General features: G+C 65.0%; 25 protein-coding genes and 1 pseudogene. 3 read left to right on the top strand and 23 right to left on the bottom strand.

The genetic code is table 11. The features are described from left to right. Window positions 1–18: 18 nt before the first annotated feature. A complete protein-coding gene (locus CDQ92_RS11040; protein ID WP_088441387.1) occupies window positions 19–1,203 on the bottom strand; it encodes a tyrosine-type recombinase/integrase in 1,185 nt (394 codons plus the stop codon). Beyond that, window positions 1,200–2,417: a tyrosine-type recombinase/integrase gene (locus CDQ92_RS11045; protein WP_088441388.1), complete on the bottom strand. Its 1,218-nt coding sequence runs from the start codon at window positions 2,415–2,417 to the stop codon at window positions 1,200–1,202. The genes CDQ92_RS11040 and CDQ92_RS11045 overlap by 4 nt, the downstream gene beginning before the upstream one ends. 493 nt (window positions 2,418–2,910) lie before the next feature. On the opposite strand from CDQ92_RS11045, the gene CDQ92_RS11050 reads away from it, so the two are divergent. Both CDQ92_RS11050 and CDQ92_RS11055 read left to right on the top strand, forming a co-directional pair. Further along, window positions 2,911–3,213 carry a hypothetical protein gene (locus CDQ92_RS11050; protein ID WP_088441389.1) on the top strand — a complete coding sequence of 101 codons (303 nt, stop codon included), beginning with the start codon at window positions 2,911–2,913 and terminating at the stop codon, window positions 3,211–3,213. Window positions 3,214–3,319: 106 nt separating this feature from the next. After that, window positions 3,320–3,538 (top strand): hypothetical protein, encoded by a 219-nt coding sequence (locus CDQ92_RS11055; RefSeq protein ID WP_088441390.1) that lies wholly within the window; start codon window positions 3,320–3,322, stop codon window positions 3,536–3,538. Window positions 3,539–3,648: 110 nt separating this feature from the next. Here the strand turns inward: CDQ92_RS11055 and CDQ92_RS11060 are convergent, their stop codons facing one another. The 21 genes and pseudogenes from CDQ92_RS11060 to CDQ92_RS11165 form a co-directional block, all read right to left on the bottom strand. Then, window positions 3,649–3,873, bottom strand: coding sequence for a hypothetical protein (locus CDQ92_RS11060; protein ID WP_088441391.1), 225 nt, complete (start codon window positions 3,871–3,873; stop codon window positions 3,649–3,651). A gap of 387 nt (window positions 3,874–4,260) precedes the next feature. Further along, complete coding sequence (locus tag CDQ92_RS11065) at window positions 4,261–5,313, bottom strand: DUF2493 domain-containing protein (protein ID WP_088441392.1); 1,053 nt, start codon at window positions 5,311–5,313, stop codon at window positions 4,261–4,263. A 659-nt stretch (window positions 5,314–5,972) separates the two neighbouring features. Continuing rightward, the gene (locus CDQ92_RS11070) at window positions 5,973–6,302 is read right to left on the bottom strand and encodes a hypothetical protein (RefSeq protein ID WP_088441393.1); all 330 of its coding nucleotides are present in this window, start codon (window positions 6,300–6,302) and stop codon (window positions 5,973–5,975) included. A 50-nt stretch (window positions 6,303–6,352) separates the two neighbouring features. Next, the gene (locus CDQ92_RS11075; protein WP_229667496.1) at window positions 6,353–6,766 is read right to left on the bottom strand and encodes a single-stranded DNA-binding protein; all 414 of its coding nucleotides are present in this window, start codon (window positions 6,764–6,766) and stop codon (window positions 6,353–6,355) included. A gap of 718 nt (window positions 6,767–7,484) precedes the next feature. After that, a complete protein-coding gene (locus CDQ92_RS11080) occupies window positions 7,485–7,994 on the bottom strand; it encodes a DUF736 domain-containing protein (protein WP_088441394.1) in 510 nt (169 codons plus the stop codon). 240 nt (window positions 7,995–8,234) lie between these two features. Next, complete coding sequence (locus CDQ92_RS11085) at window positions 8,235–8,432, bottom strand: hypothetical protein (protein WP_088441395.1); 198 nt, start codon at window positions 8,430–8,432, stop codon at window positions 8,235–8,237. 218 nt (window positions 8,433–8,650) lie between these two features. After that, window positions 8,651–8,983, bottom strand: a complete 333-nt coding sequence (locus tag CDQ92_RS11090) for a hypothetical protein (protein ID WP_308423634.1) — start codon at window positions 8,981–8,983, stop codon at window positions 8,651–8,653. A gap of 184 nt (window positions 8,984–9,167) precedes the next feature. Next, complete coding sequence (locus tag CDQ92_RS11100) at window positions 9,168–10,859, bottom strand: ATP-binding protein (protein WP_088441398.1); 1,692 nt, start codon at window positions 10,857–10,859, stop codon at window positions 9,168–9,170. A 108-nt stretch (window positions 10,860–10,967) separates the two neighbouring features. Then, window positions 10,968–11,402: an antirestriction protein gene (locus CDQ92_RS11105; RefSeq protein ID WP_088441399.1), complete on the bottom strand. Its 435-nt coding sequence runs from the start codon at window positions 11,400–11,402 to the stop codon at window positions 10,968–10,970. 187 nt (window positions 11,403–11,589) lie between these two features. Continuing rightward, window positions 11,590–12,083 (bottom strand): annotated as a pseudogene (locus CDQ92_RS11110) (hypothetical protein); the annotation flags it as partial. Between the two features lie 110 nt (window positions 12,084–12,193). Continuing rightward, window positions 12,194–12,436 (bottom strand): hypothetical protein, encoded by a 243-nt coding sequence (locus tag CDQ92_RS11115; protein ID WP_088441400.1) that lies wholly within the window; start codon window positions 12,434–12,436, stop codon window positions 12,194–12,196. A gap of 77 nt (window positions 12,437–12,513) precedes the next feature. Continuing rightward, window positions 12,514–13,746 carry a hypothetical protein gene (locus tag CDQ92_RS11120; RefSeq protein ID WP_088441401.1) on the bottom strand — a complete coding sequence of 411 codons (1,233 nt, stop codon included), beginning with the start codon at window positions 13,744–13,746 and terminating at the stop codon, window positions 12,514–12,516. Then, window positions 13,743–14,954 carry a helicase HerA domain-containing protein gene (locus CDQ92_RS11125; RefSeq protein WP_088441402.1) on the bottom strand — a complete coding sequence of 404 codons (1,212 nt, stop codon included), beginning with the start codon at window positions 14,952–14,954 and terminating at the stop codon, window positions 13,743–13,745. The genes CDQ92_RS11120 and CDQ92_RS11125 overlap by 4 nt, the downstream gene beginning before the upstream one ends. Window positions 14,955–15,047: 93 nt before the next feature. Then, a complete protein-coding gene (locus tag CDQ92_RS11130; protein ID WP_088441403.1) occupies window positions 15,048–15,482 on the bottom strand; it encodes a DUF4262 domain-containing protein in 435 nt (144 codons plus the stop codon). A 54-nt stretch (window positions 15,483–15,536) separates the two neighbouring features. Then, window positions 15,537–15,770, bottom strand: coding sequence for a hypothetical protein (locus tag CDQ92_RS11135; protein ID WP_088441404.1), 234 nt, complete (start codon window positions 15,768–15,770; stop codon window positions 15,537–15,539). Between the two features lie 66 nt (window positions 15,771–15,836). Continuing rightward, the gene (locus CDQ92_RS11140; RefSeq protein ID WP_088441405.1) at window positions 15,837–16,181 is read right to left on the bottom strand and encodes a hypothetical protein; all 345 of its coding nucleotides are present in this window, start codon (window positions 16,179–16,181) and stop codon (window positions 15,837–15,839) included. After that, complete coding sequence (locus tag CDQ92_RS11145; protein WP_088441549.1) at window positions 16,182–17,345, bottom strand: hypothetical protein; 1,164 nt, start codon at window positions 17,343–17,345, stop codon at window positions 16,182–16,184. A 154-nt stretch (window positions 17,346–17,499) separates the two neighbouring features. Continuing rightward, window positions 17,500–18,144: a hypothetical protein gene (locus CDQ92_RS11150; protein ID WP_088441406.1), complete on the bottom strand. Its 645-nt coding sequence runs from the start codon at window positions 18,142–18,144 to the stop codon at window positions 17,500–17,502. A 63-nt stretch (window positions 18,145–18,207) separates the two neighbouring features. Then, window positions 18,208–18,723, bottom strand: a complete 516-nt coding sequence (locus tag CDQ92_RS11155; RefSeq protein ID WP_229667495.1) for a hypothetical protein — start codon at window positions 18,721–18,723, stop codon at window positions 18,208–18,210. Further along, the gene (locus CDQ92_RS11160) at window positions 18,720–19,106 is read right to left on the bottom strand and encodes a hypothetical protein (protein ID WP_088441407.1); all 387 of its coding nucleotides are present in this window, start codon (window positions 19,104–19,106) and stop codon (window positions 18,720–18,722) included. The genes CDQ92_RS11155 and CDQ92_RS11160 overlap by 4 nt, the downstream gene beginning before the upstream one ends. Before the next feature lie 138 nt (window positions 19,107–19,244). Beyond that, window positions 19,245–20,279 carry a deazapurine DNA modification protein DpdA family protein gene (locus CDQ92_RS11165; RefSeq protein WP_088441408.1) on the bottom strand — a complete coding sequence of 345 codons (1,035 nt, stop codon included), beginning with the start codon at window positions 20,277–20,279 and terminating at the stop codon, window positions 19,245–19,247. Between the two features lie 28 nt (window positions 20,280–20,307). On the opposite strand from CDQ92_RS11165, the gene CDQ92_RS11170 reads away from it, so the two are divergent. Further along, entirely contained in the window at window positions 20,308–20,787 is a 480-nt protein-coding gene (locus CDQ92_RS11170) for a hypothetical protein (protein ID WP_088441551.1), read from the top strand. Window positions 20,788–21,005 lie beyond the last annotated feature (218 nt).

Genomic DNA, 21,005 nt, shown 5'->3' on the forward strand with positions numbered 1-21,005 from the left:
TTTCGATCATACATAGTGTTACCCCGCAATCATCTCTTCAATGAGGTCGCCGATCCTCTGCGCCGCTTTGGTCACGTCGGAGTCGTCAAGATGCGCGTAACGTGCCGTGCTCTGGATCGATCGATGCCCAAGGAGTTTTCCGATCATCGGCAGCGTCTCCGACATCGCCGCCGCGCGGCTGGCGAAGCTGTGCCGAAGATCATGGATGCGGACGCGCGGGAGCCCCGCCTCGGCGCGCACACGAAGCCAGAAGCTGGAAAGCTGTATGCGCTTTCCTGTAATCCGATCGCCGAAAACGAGCTTGTCGCTTTGCCCACGCGGGAACCGTTCGAGAATGCCCCTCGCCTGCGCCCCGAGCCACACGGTTCGCGCACCGGTCTTGCTGTCTTGAAGTTTCAGGCGCGAGCCGCTCACTTCGCGCCACGTCAGATCAACGATCTCGGAGTAGCGGCAGCCGGTCAGCAGGAGCATTGTCAGCGCGGCGGCATGGACCGGTTCTCCCTCCCTGCGAGCCTCTATTACCCACCCTAACCTTTTCATCTCTCCTCGGGTCAGGTGCCGCTCGATCTTACGGCCGCGATAGCGCCGAATGCCGCGGCAAGGGTTGGAGCCGGGCGAACGCTGTCCCCACTCCTCGGCGGCATTCATCAAGGCTCGTAATATATCGAGCGCCCGATTGGCCGCGCCGGATCCAGAAATATCCGCCACCTTGACGTACCAAGCGAGCACGTCGGCTTCGGCGATAGCGTCGATGCTCTTGCCCGCAAACGCACCGTCCAAATGGTTGCGGCGGTAGAAGTTGTGAGTGCGCTTGGTCGACGTTTTCCAGGAGGGCTCTGCCCGCTCCCAATAGCGGGACAAGAAACGGTCGAACGGCGGGACAGCCCGAACGCGCTTGCGCTCGTCAGCCGGATTCTCGCCCACCTGCGCGCGCAGAAGGACGCGCCGCGCAATGTCCATCGCGGCGCTCTCGGTAATAAACGCTGCGTTGCAAATGGTGGTGGTGCGCACGGCCCCATGCATCCGCGTCTGTACGATGTAGACGCGCTTACCCGAGCGATAATGGCGCGTTCCAAACCCCGGTTGCTTCGTGGACCAACGCGTAATGCGGATAGCACCGAGCGGCTTTCGGTCGCCGGGGTCGGCGATGCCAGCGGCCGCGAGTTCCTGCGCGAGTATCTCGCGGAGCGCAGCGCCGCTCATGGCCGCAGCCCCAGTGCGGCGGCAATCGATCCGGAAACGCGCTCGGCCGCGTCCGCGATGGCGGCGTCCGCGAGATGGGCGTAGCGTGCGGTGGTCTCGGGCAGCACATGACCCAGCAGCTTGCCCACGCGTGCAAGCGATATCCCGTCCATGATGCCGACCGATGCGAAGCTGTGTCGCAAGTCATGAAGCCGGACATCGGGGATCGCCGCCATTCGGCGAAGGATCGGCCATCCGTGCTCCAAGGCTCGAACGCGTCCACTCCTTGTCGCGAGAATTGGCCCCTGCCCTGCTTCGGGCCTCTTCCGCGCTTCCAGCACGGCAAGCGCCTGTCGGTTGAGATAGAGCCGCCGAGGGCCTGTCTTGCTATCAGGCAGATGGGCGTAGGGCGGCTCGATCCATTCCCAATGCAGTGAGGTGATTTCGGACCTGCGCGCGCCAGTGTAGATCAGGAGCCGGATGGCCGCGACAGCGTCCGGCCAGTCCGCTTCGCGATCAGCGAGGGCCTGTGCCAACCGGCGATATTCCTTCGCCGTCAGATACCGCTCGGGGAGTTGCCGCTTGTAACGGGGGATGCCTCGGCAAGGATTGGAGCCTTTGGCACGATGACCCAGCCCCTCCGCATAACCGAGCATCACGGCAAGAACGGGCAACGCCCGGTTGAATACGCCTTGCCGCTCGTGGAGGCTGTCCTTCCATTCGAGAATATGCGCTCGATTGATCGAGGCCAGCCGGTAGCGACCGAACCATGGCTTCAATGTCTTCTCTATCGCGGTCCGATTGCGCTGCTGCGTCGAGCGCTTCCAATGCCGTGCATAGTCGCGCCAGAATTCCTCGATGTAGTCGGTAAATTTCGGTTCGCTTCGGAGGGGGCGAGCCGGACGCTGGGGTACGCCGTCCAGCGCATTTTTGGCGAGGAGACCGCGCGCAGCACGTCTCGCATCGCCCGCGTTGAGATGGGCCGGACCGCCCAATGTGATCCGGCGCGACACTCCCCGCTGCCTGAGCTGAACGATCCAGCGCTTCGTACCAGTAGCGTAGACCCGGAGACCGAAACCGGGTAGAAGATCGTCCCAGTAGAGACGTGCGACACCCTTCTCATTTCGCCGGGCGACCTGTCCCGAAAGGCGTAATCTGGAGGCGTTTGATTCGGCGTCCTGAGGACGATTTTCGGGGTCGGAATCCGAAAGCAAATAGCCATCGGGAGACCCCATAATTCGGGCAGAAACCTGAAAATCGGTCTCCGTAACATACTGTAATTTATTTTTTATTTTTTCCTGATGCCCGAATTGGGCGTTCGGTGTGCCTCTGTACCAGGCTGAATCGGGATGTTGGAAGTTCAGGGGTGTTGACCGGCTCGCATGCGAAACCGCGTCCGGCGAGGCATGGCTCCGTCCGGCGGACGGAAGCGAATTGGCAGCGCCGCGCCAACCTCCAGCGCCGAAGCGCCTTGGCTGGGTTGCGGGTGTCTGCTAGGCGGATGTGGCGCCGCGGAAATGCGCGGCGTCGGGACTGGTAATCCCGCGAACACAGCAACTCGGAAATCTGATTTCCGGGGTGCCGTGACATATGTCCAAGCCCTCGGGCCAAAAGTTTCGGCGCATGTGTGTTCGCATGTTACCAACCCCGGCGGCTCCCGCGCGGAACGCGCGGGAGTTCGGGTGTCTGGCAGGGCGCGAACGACTGGTCCGAGAGGAGGAACCGACGATGGCTGATGTGGCGGCCGATGTTCTCGAAGCGAGAGCCATTGCGCTGATGCGCGAAGCGCTGGAGCTTTTCGATTCCGGCGGCGGGTCCGACGCTTCGGCGGCGCTTCAGCATGCTATCGACATCGCCGAGCGACAGCGGCCGATGACCGAACACGACATCTTCGATTCCGAGCTTGCCAATCGCATCCTCGGGCCACTCGAACTTGCGCCGCGCGGCTATCATCTGCGTATGGGGATGCCCCGCGACTTGATCCTGCAGGACGCGGGCGGGCCGGATCGTTCGGATTGGGCGCGGCACTAGCAGGCGCGGCGGCGGTCGGGGCCGCTCACACTCTCGACCGAGCGCGCCGCGCAGCATATAGTCCTTCTCGTTCGCAGCCCGATCAGCGTGAACGAAAGGGCCGGTCATGGCACGTACATTGGAACAGGAACGAGCGGCGATCGCCGCCGAGGCGCGGAAGCTTGAGGAGCGCCAACAACGGCTCGAGGAACGAGAGCGCGAGCAGGCGATCGCCGATATCGACAAAGCCGGGCTTCTGAAGCTTGACGCAGGACGGCTCGGTCGACTTCTCGGGCGCATCAGGGCGCTGGGTATAGCGGAAGTCGAGAAAAGGCTGACGGCCTGACCATATTGCCGCGAATGCTTCCTTCGCGGCGCGGACATGGGGGGCTCGATGCCCCCCGTGTCCGCATTCCTGTCGAGCAAAAAAGAGGGAGGCGTTACCGCCTCTCCCCCTCAATGTTCATCGATGAGGCCGCCCGCCGCCGTGTAGACGATGCGGTCGATCAACCCCTGCGACAGCGCGCCATAGTCGCCCTCGTCGATGGCGATGTAGCGATGGTCTTCGTCGGCGATGACATGCTGATCGAAGTAGCTGGAGAGCGCCCGGCGCTCGGCGTTGGCGACGGCTGCGAAGTATGCGGCATTGTCGGCGGCGGCGCTTGTCGAGATGTTCAACATGATGTGCTCCTGTCTGTCTTGAATGACAGGAGCGGCGCGTCGGGCGTCCGGGGCCGGGTCAAGGATCGCGCAGCGACCGCGAAGCGGCGGTGGGGGTCACGATTTTCTTCGGCGGCCACCGGATCTGCGAGGATATTCGCTGCGCGTGATCCGCCGAAGAAAATGGTGGGGCCCCGCCGTCCTTGAGGCGGTCCCGGACGTCTGACAGAATCGGAATTCTGTGAGAGAGTTTCTTTCCTCCCGGGATCATGCCGCGGCTGCGGACCGGGTGGGTCGCGATGCAGGCAGAGTAGCAGGGAAGTCCCTGCCCAGCCGCTGGCCCGCTTTCCTCTGGATGTGATGGAAGGAGGGGCCCCGGCGATGGCCAGAGCCCCTCAGTTTCGAGGATCACATATGGTTTGCGGTGCGCGGATTGCTCGGGCGTTCGTCGATCGTGGCGCCTGACACTCGGCCCCGCCCTTTGGAGGGCGTGGCGACGTGCTTTTGCTGGTCGAGCTTGACGACGTGGAGCGGGACACCGGCCCGGCGGAGCTTCTGGGCGAGGTTCATCTGGATGCCAGAGCCTTCACAGATGACCCCTTCCACCGGGTTGAGCATGAGTAGACGGTCGTTTCGGACGAAAGCCGCCTTTGCGCCGAGGCGCCGGTCGAGCCGGAACTGGATCGATTTGACGCCGCGAGCGGATGCCCAGGCCTGCGCGATGGCATCGCAGCCCTTGGTCTGTGCGGTGGTTGCGAGGACCATTTCGGGGACACGCGCCCGGATGCTGTCGAGGCCCCTCCAGAGCAGGTCATGATCCTCCCAGATTTGTCCTCCGGAGAAGATCACCACAGGTCCCTCGGGGAGGTACTGCTCCCGGCGTTCCCGGGACCGAGCGGCGAGGAAGTCGCGGGCGTCGATCATCGACGCGGTGACGCCCGACGAGACCCGGCTTCCGCGTGTTGGCGCATAGGGGCGTCCGGTCTCCACCCGGAAGACTTCGGCGGCATGGTCGCGCATGCATTCCATGGCATCGCGGCAGCTTTGCAGAGTCTGGCAGAGGATCTGCGCGTCCTCGATCTGCTGCGCGTAGATCTCGCTTGGGTCGAAGCTGCGGGCGAGGTCACCGAGCTCCTTTGCCGCATCGTCCTCACGGTCGTTGATCCGCTTGGCGACGACGTGGAAGCTGTTGACGAAGCCCCAGGCAAGATCGGCCGTGAACGGCTCGAGGCGGGTGTCGCGAAAGACGTCGAAGAGCGTCGCCATCACCATTTCGACGGCAGCGCGGCTCTGATCGGGATCGGGCATCTCCAGCGGAGACGTGTCTTCAACCGGGGACAGTTTGGCGCGCTCGTCATGTTCGAGAAAGGCGCGTTCATATGTCGAGCTGCGGTCATGATCTCCGGTCTCGGTCGCGATGAAGCTGGCGAGATCAGCGAAGTTGTCGAAAAACTTGGTCATTTGAGCCTCCAGATGTTGGACAGGTCTCATCCGTTCGATGAGGCTCAATTTCGGGCATGCGGTGGTCAGGGAGGTCGGGCACGTTAACCGGGAAGCCGGCAACGCCGGACCTCGGTTAACGCCGCCTCGCGGGGAGTGGGGGAACCGATTTTTTTCGGCGCCGCAAAGCGAGCGACGGGGAAAATTGGGGGGACCGCTCATGCTGACGGACCGCCAACCCCGCATGGCAAACTTGGACTAACATGAAGATAGGAAATTACAGGGGTATTGGGTGATGCCGGATAGCCCAGCTGTACCGGGAGATGAGCCCTATGGCGTTGTCCTAATGGTGGGTCGCGGTTCAGCGTGCCGCGCCGGAATCTGTGAACAGGCTGGTATGAATCAGGCGCGCCGCGCGGGACGAGTTCGGCAGCGGGGAGCACGCCGAACTCGTCCCGCACGACTATCAGATGATGCGCAGGAAGTGAGCCGAAGGCTCTCGATCGGTTGAGGAGGGCGGGGATTTGGAAGCGCCGTCCACGTGATGGCGCTGGCAGGGTAACGTCCGGACGGAGCCCGGTTGGGATCAGCTAATGTGAGGCTGCGCGCAGGTCGCGGCTACCGCGAATAAGCGCCGGCGCCAAGACGTTTGTCTCGGCGCCGGTTTAACGAACAACGGGTCAGTGCATCGACCCGCCGAGCGCGAGATAGATGTCCGGCCCGATGAGCTGGTGCTCTGCGGCAACCAGCGACCAGGCCGCTGCAAGCTCGTCGTGATACTCGGCATCGACGATCGCGTCGGCGCTGGCTTCGCCGAAATTGGATTCCTCCCAGGCACGCGCGTGCGCAGCGTCGGCAGCGCCGGTGATGGCGTTGGCGAGATGGGCCGAGATTTCATAGTGGCTGAGCTTATCGGCGGCGCGGCGGATGCGCGCGACCATAGCCGGATTGTCGAGTTCGATGCCGTCGACGATATCGGGCATGGCGTCGAAGGGGCGGAATTGCAGCATGACGTGTCTCCCATAGAAAAAGGGCGGCCGCAAGCGACCGCCCCGTGGCGTCAGATGAACTTGATCTCATCGGCGATTATGTCGGTGTTGTAGTAGGTGCGGCCGTCGCGCTCGTTGCGGCTGTACCGGATCTCGCCGACGACGATCAGTTCATCGCCCTTCTTCTTGTGGCCGCCGACGGACTTGCCGAGACCGCCAAAGGCCTTGACGGTGTGGAACTCGTCCCAGGTTTCCGTGTAGCCGTTGCCGTCCTTCTGGACCTGGCCGTCCTTGATGACGGGCTTGCTGGTGACGAGGGTGAAGCTGACGCCGCTCTTCGTATCATTGCCGAAGCGGGTGACGTCGGAAGTGATGCGGCCCGCGAGAAAAACCTTGTTCATGTGCCTGTCCTTCGCTTGCGCCAGCGGGCCGATCCCGCTGGGATGAACTTCAAGCGAAAGCCCGTGTTCGAGGGCGCGGCGCACCGAGCGCAGCGAGGGGAACTTCGATTTTTCGGGAGGTGCGGGCGGAGGCCGTCAGGCCGACAACACGGCCGGACAATCGAGGTTGCGCCGGGTCCGCACGGGCGTAGCGTTCATCCCTGACTGCGGGGTCGCCCGAGGTGCCGGGCGGGAGTGTTCACAGGAATGAGGTGTCTTGCGGGTCACGCACGGCCCTATCGCCGGCGGTGCGAATCGAAGGCCCACCGTCGGCTCCGGCTCGATATGCAAAACTCGTCCTTGGCCTGGCGGGGGCAATGACTCACCGCACCGGTCGGGGTCTGCCCTGCATGGCTGGAGCTCGCGGTGGGCGGGGGCTCCGCGGATGAGCGTGCCCTGCGACTGGCTGATTTGGGAAGCCGGCCGCAAGGATAGGAGAAACCCCGCCGAGCTCTCGAGCTCGACGGGGCCGGGTCGCTCTTCGGGTCGCGGAAGAGCAGAGACCGGATACCCTGGAAGCGTGAAAATGAGATGAAAGGCGCGATGACAATCAGCGCTGTCGACTAGCCTTGTCGCGGGGGCGACAGCGGTCGTCTTCAGATCCACTCAGCCAGAGCGACTATATTGGACCGAAAAGCCGAAACGGAGCGGGCTCCTATTGGCGAAGAAAAAAGGGCCCGCTTCGCCGGCGAGAGGCGAAGCGAGCCCACTGCCCCGCGCCGGGGCTCGAAGCGCGGGGATCGGAAGAGGCGGCCGGTTCGACCTATTCAGCGGCCTCGGTTTCGCGGGGCTTGCGCTGACGGCGGCCGGGTTCCTGCTGCTCGCCGCCGAAGCCATGCTCGGCCGAGGATTCGCCAAGACCTTCCTGAACCGGAGGGGCCTCGGTCGCGTCGCCAGGCAGCGGCGGCAGCGCATCATCGGTCTTCGCAGCGACTTCGGCTGCAAGATCGCGGCGGCGGGTCGGGCGCGACCAGACGAGGTTGAAGGATCCGTCCTCCTGGCGGAAAGCCGAGATGTAGAGCGGAGCCGCAAGGCTCGGATCCTCGATCTTGCCGTTCAGGAACGATTCGCCGGTGCCGTTCGAGAAGAGCTCGAAGAGCGCGCCGACCCTGACCCACGCCCGCGAGGCGGAAAGCGCGAGGACTTCATATTTGGGCGCCTTGGGATTGGACGACTGCACTTCGCGCAGGGCAATTGTCATCGCAATCGTGAGCGTTGCGATCTTGCCGACAAAAATGCCGGCGTCGTTTTGCTTGATCGAACCAATATTCATGGAAGGTCTCCTGGATGATGGCCCCGGACCTCATGTCCGGACCACCCTCCAAGCTCCTCCTTTCCTCCTCGGCCGTTCGGCCGAGCGGGCGCGCGAGCGCCCATTTCCGGGGCACGCGAACGCGGCCTCGGGATGCCCAAGGGGCTGTTGGACCTCCAATCAGAGGTCCAGAGAGCGATCATGGATAGCTAGGAAGGCGCTACCAACGCTGGCATCGGCAGGCGAAATGCGGACGCCGATCTACCTAGGGCGGGACCGGCGCTTTGGCGGACCAGCATGGTCGGCCGACACTTCGAGATCTATCGCGAGTTGCGTCAGCGTGCGATGGGCACCCAGGCGTTGCAGGCCGTCCATGCGCGTGTCGCGGGTAAGGCCGGCGATGCGCGACCGGACGAGCGAGGCAGCAACACGCAGCGTATGAGGATCGATCTCGGCCATCGAATCGTTATAGCAGATTGTCCGAGCCGCGGCGAGGAAAGGGTGTCAGGCGGCCTCGGTGTGGGCAGGCCGCCAGAGCTGGATAAGTGCGACGATTTCGTCGCTCCGTATGCGGTGCTCCACTTTCGGCGCGCTGCGGGATAAGACCATCTGAACATGCCGGTTCAGGGGATTCAAGCGTAGAGTTCTGATAGATCGAGGTACGTGCCGTTCCGAAATCAGTGAATCGACCCGAAGAGGCGTCGTTTCATTTCGGACTGCAAGGCGCCATCGGCGGAATCGCGCCCTGCTCGCATCTCTGTCTCAAGCAGCGACGCCAGCGTGTCCGGCACGTCGGCGAAGGGGGCGATGACAGCGATGGCGGCCTCGGGCGTTGCTAGCTCGCCGGGCTCGGTTCCGACCCAGAGGGTCGCCTCGCCCTTATCCGGCCCAGCCTCGGTACGGGCGAAGACCTGCGCGAAGAAGGTTTGAAGGGGGCGATCCCAACCAACAACGATAGCGACAATTTCCGGCTGGTCCGGCCTCGGGGTGAGAATATGGCGGCTCATCATTTGCTCCTCGCAACGCGGTGATCGAGATGGCGGGCAGCCCCTGAGGCGCTGGCGAGCGCCCGGCGCGCGGCCGCGACAGCACGAGGTGATCCGCATTGGCGCAAGAGATCGCGCGCGGTGCGCAAATGGTCAATCGCTGCGGCCATGCGCTGGCGGTCCGTGGGATCGGCTGGTCGAATGACCCTCATGGATTGAGGTCCTCCGCCGGGTTCGGGACGACGGCCTCGGGAGGGTCGGACAGGGGCGGCTCGAACCGGACGTCGAGCCTCGCGCGATCGATGGAGGCGAAGAGCCGGCGGCCTTCGGGCACGAACCATTGGACGTGATCGGAAAGAATGGCGCGGGTCTTCTCGATGAGCGCGGCATCTTCGCCTTCGAGCAGGCTGGTTGCGATTTCACGCGCATCGGCAAGGAAGCGGTTGTTCTGGGTTTCCCAGCTGTCAGCATCGCTGTCCGAGCTAGCCGAAAAACAGGCGCCCTCCAGCAGGCGCAACAGATCGCCCGCGCTTAGGCCCTCCTTCGAAGGGAAGATGATGCGGGCGTCGTCGAGACAGCAATGCCAACTTTCGTCGAAGACTATGGCGACCGGCGCGGGTACGGTGATCGTGTCCGCTGGCACGTTCGAGATTTCGACGAGCAGGTTCAGATTTTCAACAAGGCCGCTTTCGGGCGCATCAACCGTCTCGCTGTCGAAGATATGGACGGCGCCGTCTTGGTCGAACGTAAAGCGAAGGCCGCTGATCCGCGTAAGACGGTCGTACCAGTGATAGCCAGCCATCGATGCATCGGCAGCCGCGAGCCGTCCGGCGAACCGCGGATCCTTGGCGAGGGCAAATGCGGCGCACTGTTCGATGGCTGGCCCGAAATGATCCATGAGAATAGGCTCGCCCGCGAGGGACAATTCATGGTCGAGGTCGCTGTCGCTGTCGGCCTGCGCTGGAGTCCAGGGTTCGAGGATCGGACTTGCCGGCGGCAGATGAACGCCGAGCGCCTCGGCGTCGCACCAGCTTGTGTGCGACAGGCGATGGGACCCCAGCGACTGAATATGGCGGTAGATGGCAATGCGGATTGCGGTGCGGAGGTTTTCCAGAGCCGAATTCTCGACCACCTCCTTGCGCGCGGGCAAGACGAGCTGGATTTGCGGCGCGTCGACGATGTCTACCTTCGCCGACCATTGCCGGTCGCGTTCGATGATCATCGGGAGTCGGCAAGAGGTCGTCACGCCATGGAAATTGATGGCGCTCGCGCGATGCAGGTGCCTGGGATCGCGATAGATGCCGATCCGGACGCCATCGCGTTCCACGATCGTTTCGGCGCCGGTCAGCCAATCCTCCCGGGGAATGGGAACGCCGTGGAGTCGAACTTCGATCGGCGCGTAACACGCGGCTTGCTGCGCGGCGCGGTCGAGGCTGAAAGCCCAGGGGCTCTCGAGTTCAAAGCGAAAGCATGTGCCGACAGGGTGGCCAATCGCCGTTACCGCGATCGGCGCCGCGCTCTCCCAATCATCCGGTCCGATGTCGATCCGCCATCCGGTCTTGCTGCCCGGGGCGCGCGAGCTGACCTCGAGGCGTCGCCCGGCGAGGCTGAAGACGCCCATGCCGGCGGGATCCTCGCGCGCCATGAGCGCATTGTCCCAGCCGGAACCGCCGAAGGCGAGGAGCACCGACGGGTCTTCGATGCCGGCGCCGTTGTCGGTGACGCTGAGCCAGGTTCTCCCATTGTGCTCGCTGGTGGTGAGTTCGAGTAGGGAGGCACCCGCGCGCCGGGCATTCTGAATGAGCTCGGCGAGGACGTCGCCGATCGTGTTGTTGAACAGGCGCGTGACCTTGGTGATCGCGTCCTGGCTGATGCTCGTTGAAATCGTGCGGGGCAACATGCGTGTCTCCGTGGAAAAGGGGCCGTCATCGAAAAATCGTGTTTCAGCGGCGACGCGGGGACGAGGGGCTCGCGCCCGATCGCGGTCCCGCGTCGCCGGCAGCGCGGGCTAGTCGATGGCGCTGCCGATCTCCGCGGCCTCGGGATGCCCTCGCGCGAATTCGTAGAGCCGGTGAAAGGCATCGCCGAGCAGCGGGTCCTGATGGGTGATGGCGAGATCTGACAGGGTGAACAGCGTGGCAATGATCCCCGCCGCATCGGCGCTGACCTCGCCCTCATATCCGTTCCCGTCCCACGATATCCGAAGCCGATCCTGCGACTTGGGCGCGAGATAGAGCGGCTCGCCTCCTCGTTCGTAGAATTCCCAGAATCCTCCGCCATAGTCGGCGGGACTGAGCCGCCGCATGGTGGCGAAGAGCTGGGTCTCGGCCATGAAGAAATGCTGCTCCCCGAACAGGCGGGGAAGAAAGGTGATCCGCTGGGTGTCGGGAACGACCGTGGCGGCCGGAAGAGTGGGATGCGGGGAGGATGCGGGAATGGACATGACAGGTCTCCGAAGACTGAGGGGTCGGGCGGCCAGGCTGCTGCCCTTCGGCGGCATCCGGTCCTCTTCCCCATCACCCCCTCCCCTTCGACCTGTGATGTGCCTCCCGGCCTCGCTGCGATGGCGTGCGGCCTCGGGCGGCTATCACGGGAGCAGGCCCGAACGGGTAGCAGGTTCGGAAGTGGCGCTAGGCCGCAGGCAGACCGGCGTTGAAGGCGGTGAGCCAGTCCGACATGGCGGGGCGGTCGGGAAGCGGGACATGCGAGGCAATGTCCTGGAAGCGGACGAGATCGGCGGGTGCATCGCGGATGATTGGATCGATCTCAGCGCTTGGCAGAAGAGCCTCGGCGCGAATGAAGTCGGTCATGCGCCCAGGTCTCGTACGCGTCGATTTGCGCCACAGGCCCTTGACGGTTCGTAGGCGCGGCGCGGCGCGCGCCTCGACAAGAATGATGAGGCGCAGACACCAGGCCGGAAGGGCGCGGACCTCGTCGGGCTTCATCGCCCGCAGATGAAGCAGCTCGATTTCGGTGGGAGGGGGAGCCCGGCGGCTTCGATGCGAGCCGTGCAGCGCGCGCGGTCCCAGCCCCATTCACGTAAGGGGTAACGACAGTCGAAGAGGTTATTTTCGAGTCCCGCGGCGTGGCTATTTCGGCGTGTGTCGGCGGGCGATGCATCATAGACATGGGTCGCTCCGGGGCTCTCGCGCAGCAGACCTGCGCAAAAGGCCCCACCCGCCTCCCCTCGCCTCTCAGTCGTGCGCCGCCGCCAGGCGCGGCGCGCTCTGATGATCAATCGTCCGGCTCGAGGTCCGAGGTGCGATCGTAGAGATCGAAGAAGAGGCCAAGCGCCGCGGCCTCGGAATCGCCGAGGTCCCGGTGGTCGTCGGCGTCCGGACCGCTCGCGATCTCGATCACCGGATCGACTGAAATGACCTCGCCGGTGGGCAGCCTGTATTGATTGGTGGCTCCGTCCAGCGGACATGAGGCGTCCGGGACCTGTAGCGAACCGGCGATCTGAAAATTGATGCGCATGGCGGGAGAAGCTCCTGCGGCCCGCGACAAAGCGGAGCGAGCATGGTTAGAAGCCGACGGCCGGCGAACGGGATGGTCTATCGACCAGCCGCCGGCACTGGCTCGGCGGAAAGAAGGGCCTCGAGGGTAATAGTGTGTCGCGGTCGGCGACCGAACTGAAAGCCGTGTTTAGTGGCATATTTGCTGAGCGACATCGGCTTTCGGCCGAGTGCTGCCGCGAGATCGGCAATCGATATCCCGGTCCGGAACGCGATGCAGAGCGCTTGGGTCTCGGTGTCCGTGAACGGCCGGATATAGCCGTGAACGAGGCCAAGACTGTTCGCGCGCGATGTGATCGCGGCCTTGGTTCGGCCGAGCTTCGCCGCCAGCGCCTTCGTTGGCAGGCGCCCATAGTCCTCGCGCATCGTGCGTTCGTCGGCCTCGGTCCAGTCGGGACCGAGCCGCCAGCCGTTCCGATTGGCGTGACTGCCGCGCAGTTGGAGATAGTCGGCGCGGTGGCGAAGCGATCCGGTGGAGCGCCCGAGCTGTTGCTTCAGCGGGGTTAGACTCAGGCCCTGCGCATAGGCACGGGTGAGCAGCGCGTCTTCTTCTGCGGACCATGGGCGTCCCCAGCCGCGACCATAGCCGAGCTTACGGATCGCGGGTCCGAAGCCGCGGATCGTCCGTTCGGGGAAGCCTTCGGCGACCATCATCGCCATGATCGCGTGATAGCGATGCCCGGCCTCGGCCAGCTCAAGCGCGCGGGCTGTCTCCTCGGCCGACCAACATGGCGGGTGATGGGCATGGACGATGCCGAGGAGGCCGGCACGGCTGGAGATGCCGCCGAGCGGGCGGCCGATCAGCGTGCCGAGCTGGCGCAGAGGCACGCCGCGGCGATAACCCTCGACGAGCTGCGCGTCTTCCCACCCGGTCCAGTCCGGTGGGTTCACGTCGGTGAGATCGAGAAAGCCCGCGCGCGCATAGACGGCAGCGCAGGATCGGCCGAGATGGGACGCGATCGCCGCCGTTGGATCGCTGCCGTAGCGCCGGACGAGTTCCGCGTCGTCAAATTCGGTCCAGGGGCGGGCTGAGTTGCGGCGCAGACCAAAGAGCGTCACGCGCTCGGCGACAGCAGCGCGGCCTCGCCCGATTTCGGCAGCGATATCGGCGAGTGCTGCGTCGGCGGCGAAGAGCACCCGCAGCCGATCGGATTCCTGAGGGGTCCATGCGTCGGCGCGATAGGCCATTTCGCGCAATGCGGCGCTCGGTGCCATAGGCGCCGGCGCCGAGGCGAGCTCGACGAGATCGGCGTGAAGGTCGAGCGCGCTCATGCGAGCGCCACCACGGGCATTTCGCAGATCTTGGCGCGAAGGCGAGCATGGAGGCGCGCGATACGCTCGTCGCCGCGGGGCATGGTGTCGACCGCGGCGACAGCAGCGAGCATGTCGAGAGCGCTGTCGACGACCTCGCGCGGATGCCCGAGATGTACGGCGAGATCGGCCGCGGTCGTCGCGTTGGGGGCAATCCGTTTCAGCGCCGCGATGATCGAGGCGGCCTCGGGCGTCGATGGGTCGAGGAGAAAGGCATCGAGGACCCGCATGCCCTTCATCGTGAGAGCGGAATCGCGGCGGGGCGTCGATACTTCGCGCAGCGCCGCGATGTCGAGCAGCCGGCTGGCCTCGTCGAGGTCGACGTCGGCCGCGGCGGTGAGGGTCGGCGTGACGCCAAGATGTTCGGTGATGGTTTCGCCGATATGGGCGAGCACCGGCAGGGGGGAGAGGGCCGGCCCCATGGCGTAGAATTCGCCGGGCGCGAGCTTGCGGAGACGATCGGCGTCTTTCGCAGAGAAGCCGAGCAGGTCGGAGGCTCGGGCAATGTCGCGGTCGAACACATTGAGCCCGACAAGGAAGTTCTGGAGTTCGGAGACCACCGAGGAGTTCAGCTTCGCCAGGCGCTGTGTCGCGATCACCGGGGCAATGCCGCGCTTGCGGCCTCGCGCGCAGAGATCGGTCAGCGTGGCGACGCCGATCCGGCGCGTTTCCGCGTCGCGCGCGGAACCGGCATGATGGGGGGCGAGCAGGTGACCTTCGTCGATGCAAACGAGGACGGTGTTTGCCCAATGCTCGGACGGCGCGCCGATCAGTCCGGCGAACAGCGCCGCGGCCTTGAGGATACGCTGGTCGGGGTCGAGATCGGTGAGGTCGATGTGGAGCGATAGCCGGTGCTGGCGCGCCCGGGCAGCGGCCGCCGTCAGTCCGTCGGCGGTGCGTTCGCAGGCCTTGAGCGAAGTCGCGCCGATATGCGCGGCGAGATTGCCGAACTCGCCCTCGGGATCGACCAGGATGATGGTGGTGAAGTCGAATGCTTCCTCGATGATCTTGCGCAAGGTGCGGCTCTTGCCGGCGCCGCTGCTTCCCTGAATGAGGAGGCGTCCCGCCATCAGCCGTTCGAGCTGGAGGCTGAGCTCGCCTCGCGAATGGGAACCGATGGGGACCGACCATTTGTCGGCCGCGGTGTCGAAGGAAAGGACAGTTGCCATGCTGGGATCTCCTGGGCCCGGCCTTATCGGCCGCATCCCCCCTCGAACCCCCTTCCCTTTCCCGGCTCGTCGCGGGCCACGGATCCCCCGGCGTCAGGCAAGCGGAACATCGAAGCCCGGGGCGCATTCGGGTTCATCGGGATAGACGCCAGCGGGGTCGCAGAGGAGGAGCTGCAAGACGTCATATTCCTCGTGCCGGAGAAAGCGGCCTGCTTGGATGGTGAAGCGTTGCTTCGCTGCGGCGGTCGCCCGGCGGACGCGGGCGGGAAAAGCGGCGCCGAACTCGAGGTCCCCCTCGAGGGGCTGTCGTTCTGCCCGCATCCTTGCTCCGAGCACATTCAGGATCGTGCCTGTGACGGCCCGATCGAAATTTCCGACGAGGAGGAGTTCGGGCAGACCCTGAAGGGCGTTGCCGATCGTGTAGATGAAGGCGGGATCGTCGCCGTCGGCGAAGATGGCCATCAGATGTTGGCCGGTCCGCATGATATTGCGGTCGATCGCGGCGTAGAAATCCAGCGCGTTGTCCATTGGGGGTCTCCGGAGGTCGAACGGGATCCGTTCGCGGTCGCAATCATCGCGGCCTTACTCCCGGCCCTTCCTCCTCTCCTCCTTGCCCTCGGCGGGCACCATCGCAGCACCCGGGAGCGCCTCGTGAGGGGCCTGGCCGAGCCGAGCGCGGATCGCATCGTGCGAGGCGGACCAGCCCGCGGCTTGGAGGAGATTGGCGGCCTCGGCGCGGGCGGCCCATGTTTCCGCCAGGGTCTCGGCGAGCGAGAGTCGGCGCAGCGCGAAGAGGAGCTGGTGCGATTCTACCATGGGCTGGTTCCTTGGCGCGAGGGATGGGCGTGCGACCGCCCGGGGGCGAACGGCCTCTCGGCCGTTTCACAGGAGTGCGACGGTGACGAATATATCGGGCGGGCACGCGATCTCGGTCACGATGTAGCCGAGGCGATTGACGTAATGCATGCCATCGGTGATCTCGAGATGGCCGTCGCAGTCGGTGAGGGTCCAGACAGTCCCTTCGCTCCGGCGCCGCAGGAAGTCGAGCTCGCCCGCAAAGTTCGCGAAAAGACAACCGCCTTGGCCGAAGTCGAAGCTCGCATCGGGTTCGAACGGATTGGGGATTGGCCGGAAGCGCTCGATGAACTCGTCCTCGGTGAGATGGATATTCCACACGACATTGACCGGCGGCGCTGGCGACGGCGGGGGAGGGCGGGTCTTGGTCATTCAACGCTCCTTGGGGTGCAAGAGCCGGGTGGCGGCGCCAAAGGCGCGGAGGCGGGCAGCCATGGCGGCGCGAAGTTGCGCGCGGTTGGAAATGAACCATTCCCATTCGAGGGGTTCGCCCGTGGCTGTCGCGTATCCGCTTGCCGGCGCGGAAGCGGCCACCTCGACAATGATCCTGTGGCCGCGGCCGGGTATTTTGCCAGTATAGCGCGCCGTGAATTCGCCGAGGCGGCCGGTCAGTCCCTTGATCGCCTTGCCCCAGCGGATATGGCCGGCGCCGACACTCTGTCCGGCGGCGATGCCGCGTCCGATCCAGGTGCGGAACTGTGCTTTCTGCAACAGGACGCTGTTCCGGGTCCGGGCCATCGTCCGGCAGAGCGGGATTGCCGACGCGTGCGCGTCGAGTAGCGCGAGATATGGTCCCTGGGCGGCGGCGAGGATATCATCGAACTCGCGGCCTTCCAGGAGCCCGCGCAAGGTCGCGGTCTGCCCCGTGTCGGCAGCCAGCTTGGCGAACGCTCCAGCGCTGAGCGGCGTTAAACTGGCCATTGCGTCGGGCAGGGGGATGAAGCCGTCGCCCGAGATGACGATGACGAGAGCGTCCTCGTTACCGGCGGCTGCGACGAGGGCCGGGAGCAGCACCGCCGACGAGATAGGTGTTTTGGCGAGATCACCAGCAATGCCGATCTCGGGGGCGCCGAGGATGAGAAGGCGGCGGACCCATCGCACCGGCAGCGCAGCATCGGTCGGTTGCCCCCAGTCGCTGGGGCGCGGCCTTGCCGGTGCCGGGATGCGCCGCTGCTCCGGCTCGCAGGTCGCAGACAATGCGCGCCGGGCGGTGTCGAAAGGATCGTCGCGATTGCCGCCGCCGACGCGAAATCCCTGGTCGTAAGCGGCGTCCGCCGCAGACTGGTTTCCCGGCCTGTGCACCTCTGGGTCCCATCCGGCGTGGGCCGCATACCAGCCGGAGGCATAACGGACCGCAAGGTCCCAGTCATAACCGTGAAGGTCGCGCGCCCGCAGGATCGCCGCTTCGCGGGGTCCGGCCTTGCCCTCGCCGATCTGCGCGGCGGTGAAGGCGAAATTGCGCATGTGGCGCTCGGCCTCGGTGACGGCTCGCATCGCGTCAATCACGGGACGCAGAGCGGCGGCGCGGTCGCGCATCCTTGCCAGGCGCGCATCTGCAGGGGACGAGGCCGGGAGATCGGGGTGACGGCGCCAGACATCGGCAAGGGATCGGGCAAGCGCGGGCGGACGGCCGTGCGCGATCCATGCGGCGGCATCGGCGGGATCGAATGCTGCGGTCATGGCAGGAGATTTAGGCGACGAGACGGGGTTCGGCGGGGACGGTGGATGGCAGGCGCAGCTCGCGGCGGATGCGTTCGGCGAAGCGGTCTGGAGCGAGCAGCTCGCTCATCGATCCCCAATGGTTGCGCTCTCCGATATGGTCGCCTCGGCCCTGGACCCGGCGGAAGCAGATCTCGCGGCCCGGACCGAAAGGCCCAAGCGAGAGCTGGACCCACAGCATCTCGGCATGAAGCGTCACCTCTCCCGAGACGGCGGGGCCGGCCTTGTTGGATCGGACGTCGAAACTGCCGGAACCGAGCGCCAGCGCTTTGGCGAGCATCTGCAGCGCGGCGCGTCCCTCGGTGTGAAACAGACGCTTTGCCGGTTCATCATAGGCGACGCCGCGAAGCGCCAGCGTCCTGAGCGCGGGCTTTGACCGGAGATCACCGATCCGTTCCATGCAAGCCTGTCGCAGAAGCGCGTCGTCGCCGCGGTCCGTGCACACCGTGGCCAGGTGCCGGCACAGAAGTATGATGGCAGGGTCGCTTTCAGTGGCGATGCCGGCGTTGCGGCTGTCGGTGATCGCCGCCTCGATCGCGTGAAGCGAGGCGGCGATATCCATAAGCGCACTGGGGTCGAGGGCCTGCTGGAAGCGAAAGGCGAGATCATAGCTCATGAGGGGGTCTCCGGCTCTCGAGCGGACATCCGCTCGCGCCTTCCCTCCCCCTCTCCTTGCCGCTCAACCGGAATCGCGAGAAGGACCACGATTGTCATAGATGGGCGTAATGTTCGGCTCCCATTCGTGGAGGGGCCAAATTCGGCCATTATAGCTGACGTGCGCGATCGCGATCCCGCCAAGCTTGACCGTGCCTCTGGGAAAGTCTCGCGCGCCGAGACCGCATTCTTCGCGGCGTACGGAGTATGTGGTGGAAGCCGCCTCCCATCCTTCCACGACGAGGTCGGGAAAGCCCTCCTGGACAAGCTCGAAGCGCGCGCGGGGACGGCGACCTCTGCGTTCGCCAAGGCAGCGGGCGAGATGCCCGGAATAGACGGCGACGGCGGACCAGTAGGCGGCAATCATGGCCTTGCGGCTTGCCCAGCTTCGGGCGGCGCGATCGCGCGCGTCGCTCTGGAGGTCGAGCAACAGCGCGACGAGAAGCACGCGCTGTTCCGGCAGGAGGGATTGCAACGCGCGGAACGACGGCAAGGCGAGCACCGGATTCCGAACCTCGGCCCGGGCCGAACGGGCGTTCATGACTGTTCTCCCGTGACGAGAGCGGCGGGTGGCGCATCGATCGCGACGCGGTCGGTCTGGAGATACTCGTCGGGGTGGAGCTCGAAGTAGATGCGCGCGATGTCCTCGTCATCAAGCGTGTCCGGATCGCGATCATGGGCGATCTCGCTCCAATATTCACGGCAGAATTCGGCAATCTCGCGCATCAGGGTCTCGCGGCTGACGGCGGCATAGAGGTTAACGCCCTCGCGGTGATCGATATGCGCGACATGGATGTCGATCGCCCAAGGAAGCGGGTGGAGCCGGAGGCTATCCTCGGCCGCAGCAAGCGCCTCGATCAGCGCTTCGCGGTCATCGGCGGAAAGGTCATCCGGTGTCTCGAGCGCCGCGCGTGCGCGGGACATGAGACACGCGAAGTCGCGTCTCTTGGTGCATGTCATGACAGATATCCTTAGTCGTGGGATGGGGAGCGAACGGCAGCAGTGGAACCGGATCGTCCCATTGCTTCGAACCGCTCGTGCTTCTCCTCCCCCTTCCCTCGCTCAGCCGCCCTGGTGTTCGCGGTAGATGTCGGCCGCCCATTGTTCGATCCACGGTGTCGTCAGTTCATCATGTTCGAGTTCGCCGTCTTCAATGAGGGTCCGAATCTGCATGCGCGCCTGCACGATCGCGGCTTCCCACGGGTCCCACGGCGGCGCGTCGGGAGCCGCGCGGGGTTCGACAGGGAGGCGGCGCGGCGCTTCCCGGAGACGGTCCTGCTGGACCCCGAGCCAGTGCTGCATATGGTCGGCCACGAAAGGGTCGGTCTTCGAACGCCCTTGGCGGTGCGCGGAGATCCGGGCGCTGACTCCGTAAGCCTGGCTATCGATCGACGCGATGCGGTGCGCGAAGCCGGTCAGATAGGGGAGCGCCTCGCCCTTCACGCCGAATAGGTGGAGGCGCTTGCCCCGAGGCAGAATCTGATCGAGGTGGTCGACGACGGCGACAAGGCCTTCCGGACCATGGATCGGCCGGCGGCACATGCTCCCGACCCCGATCAGAGGCGTGCGCTCGATCGTGAGACTGAGGGCGTCGGCACAGCGCTCATAGTCTTGCGGTCGTCTCCCCTGAAGGACGGGCAGGAAGTTCGCCTCGATCCCCCGATCACACGCGCGGGAGCGGCATTCGATCGCCGCCCGGACCGTTCGCGACATCCGGTCGAGCACTTCGTCGCGGTCGGCTGCGATCTCCTGTTCGACGCAATAGTCGAGGCTCGCCCACGAGGTGAAGGGATAGGCTGCAGCCAGATCGAGATAGTCGTCGACCGTCCAGGGATAGCCGCCATATGCGACCATCGCGCTAAACCCGGCGCTGTCGAGGCTGAGTCCATGGAGCCCCCGAACGTTACGCAATTGACCGGTCGACCAGCCGGCCCATTCGCGGACCCCGCTTCGGCGCGACCAGCGCGAGAAGGCGTTCGCCGAGACGAGGACCGGCTGGCGAAGAGCCCGGGCACGCGCGAGGAGTGGCCCTTCGCGCAGGTGCGGCAGGCCGAGCATGATCTCGATTCCGGCGGAATGGATGGCGGGTGTGTTCATGATATGGCGCTCGCACAGGAGATTTATGATGACCGACTCGTCGACCCTTTGGCTGGATCCGTTCGACTGCGATGTGGCGTTGCGGGATGCGGCTTTGGACGAGTCCAATCGTCCGACGCAGCGCATGATCGCAAACGCGTCGCTCGGGATGCATCTGGAGGATGCCTATTATTCGGTGCGCGAACTGCGCGAGGCCGTTACCTGGGTGCATGAAGGTGTTGCCGGCGGGAAGCGCAAGCTCGCGTCGCTGCTCGCTAACCCGGACGGCGACGATTTCCAGCGCTGCATCTATTTCTGCCTCGCGGGTCGCGGCGTCGTGGATATGATCGACGACTTGCTCTGGCTCGAACGTCTGCTCGAGGCGCGCGGCCGCGTCGCGGGTGACGTTCGCCGCCGGCAGGTCGGCCTCGGCGCGCTGGTCTCGCCCTATGTCGCGGATGCGCCCGACGGACCGATCGTCGCGGCGGCAGAAGATTTTCCTCAGGGTCCGTCTTGGTGGACGGAATAGCTTGCTAACAGGTCCCCGGTGGCCGCGTTCTGCCCCAGTCTACTGCCCCTCTCCCCCTCTCCTTCGCACGGGCGGTTTCTATGCCGCGCCTGAATGAAGCGGTACTTTGTACAAGAAATGGGCGACCGCGATTGTTACAGGTTTTTGTCAGTAACGTTCGGTGGTAACTCTAAATCTCGTCAGAGTCGCCACCGCAACGAGTGGAGTATAAGAAACGC

The sequence above is a fragment of the Sphingopyxis bauzanensis genome, assembly GCF_002205675.1.
GTDB classification, from domain to species: domain Bacteria; phylum Pseudomonadota; class Alphaproteobacteria; order Sphingomonadales; family Sphingomonadaceae; genus Sphingopyxis; species Sphingopyxis bauzanensis.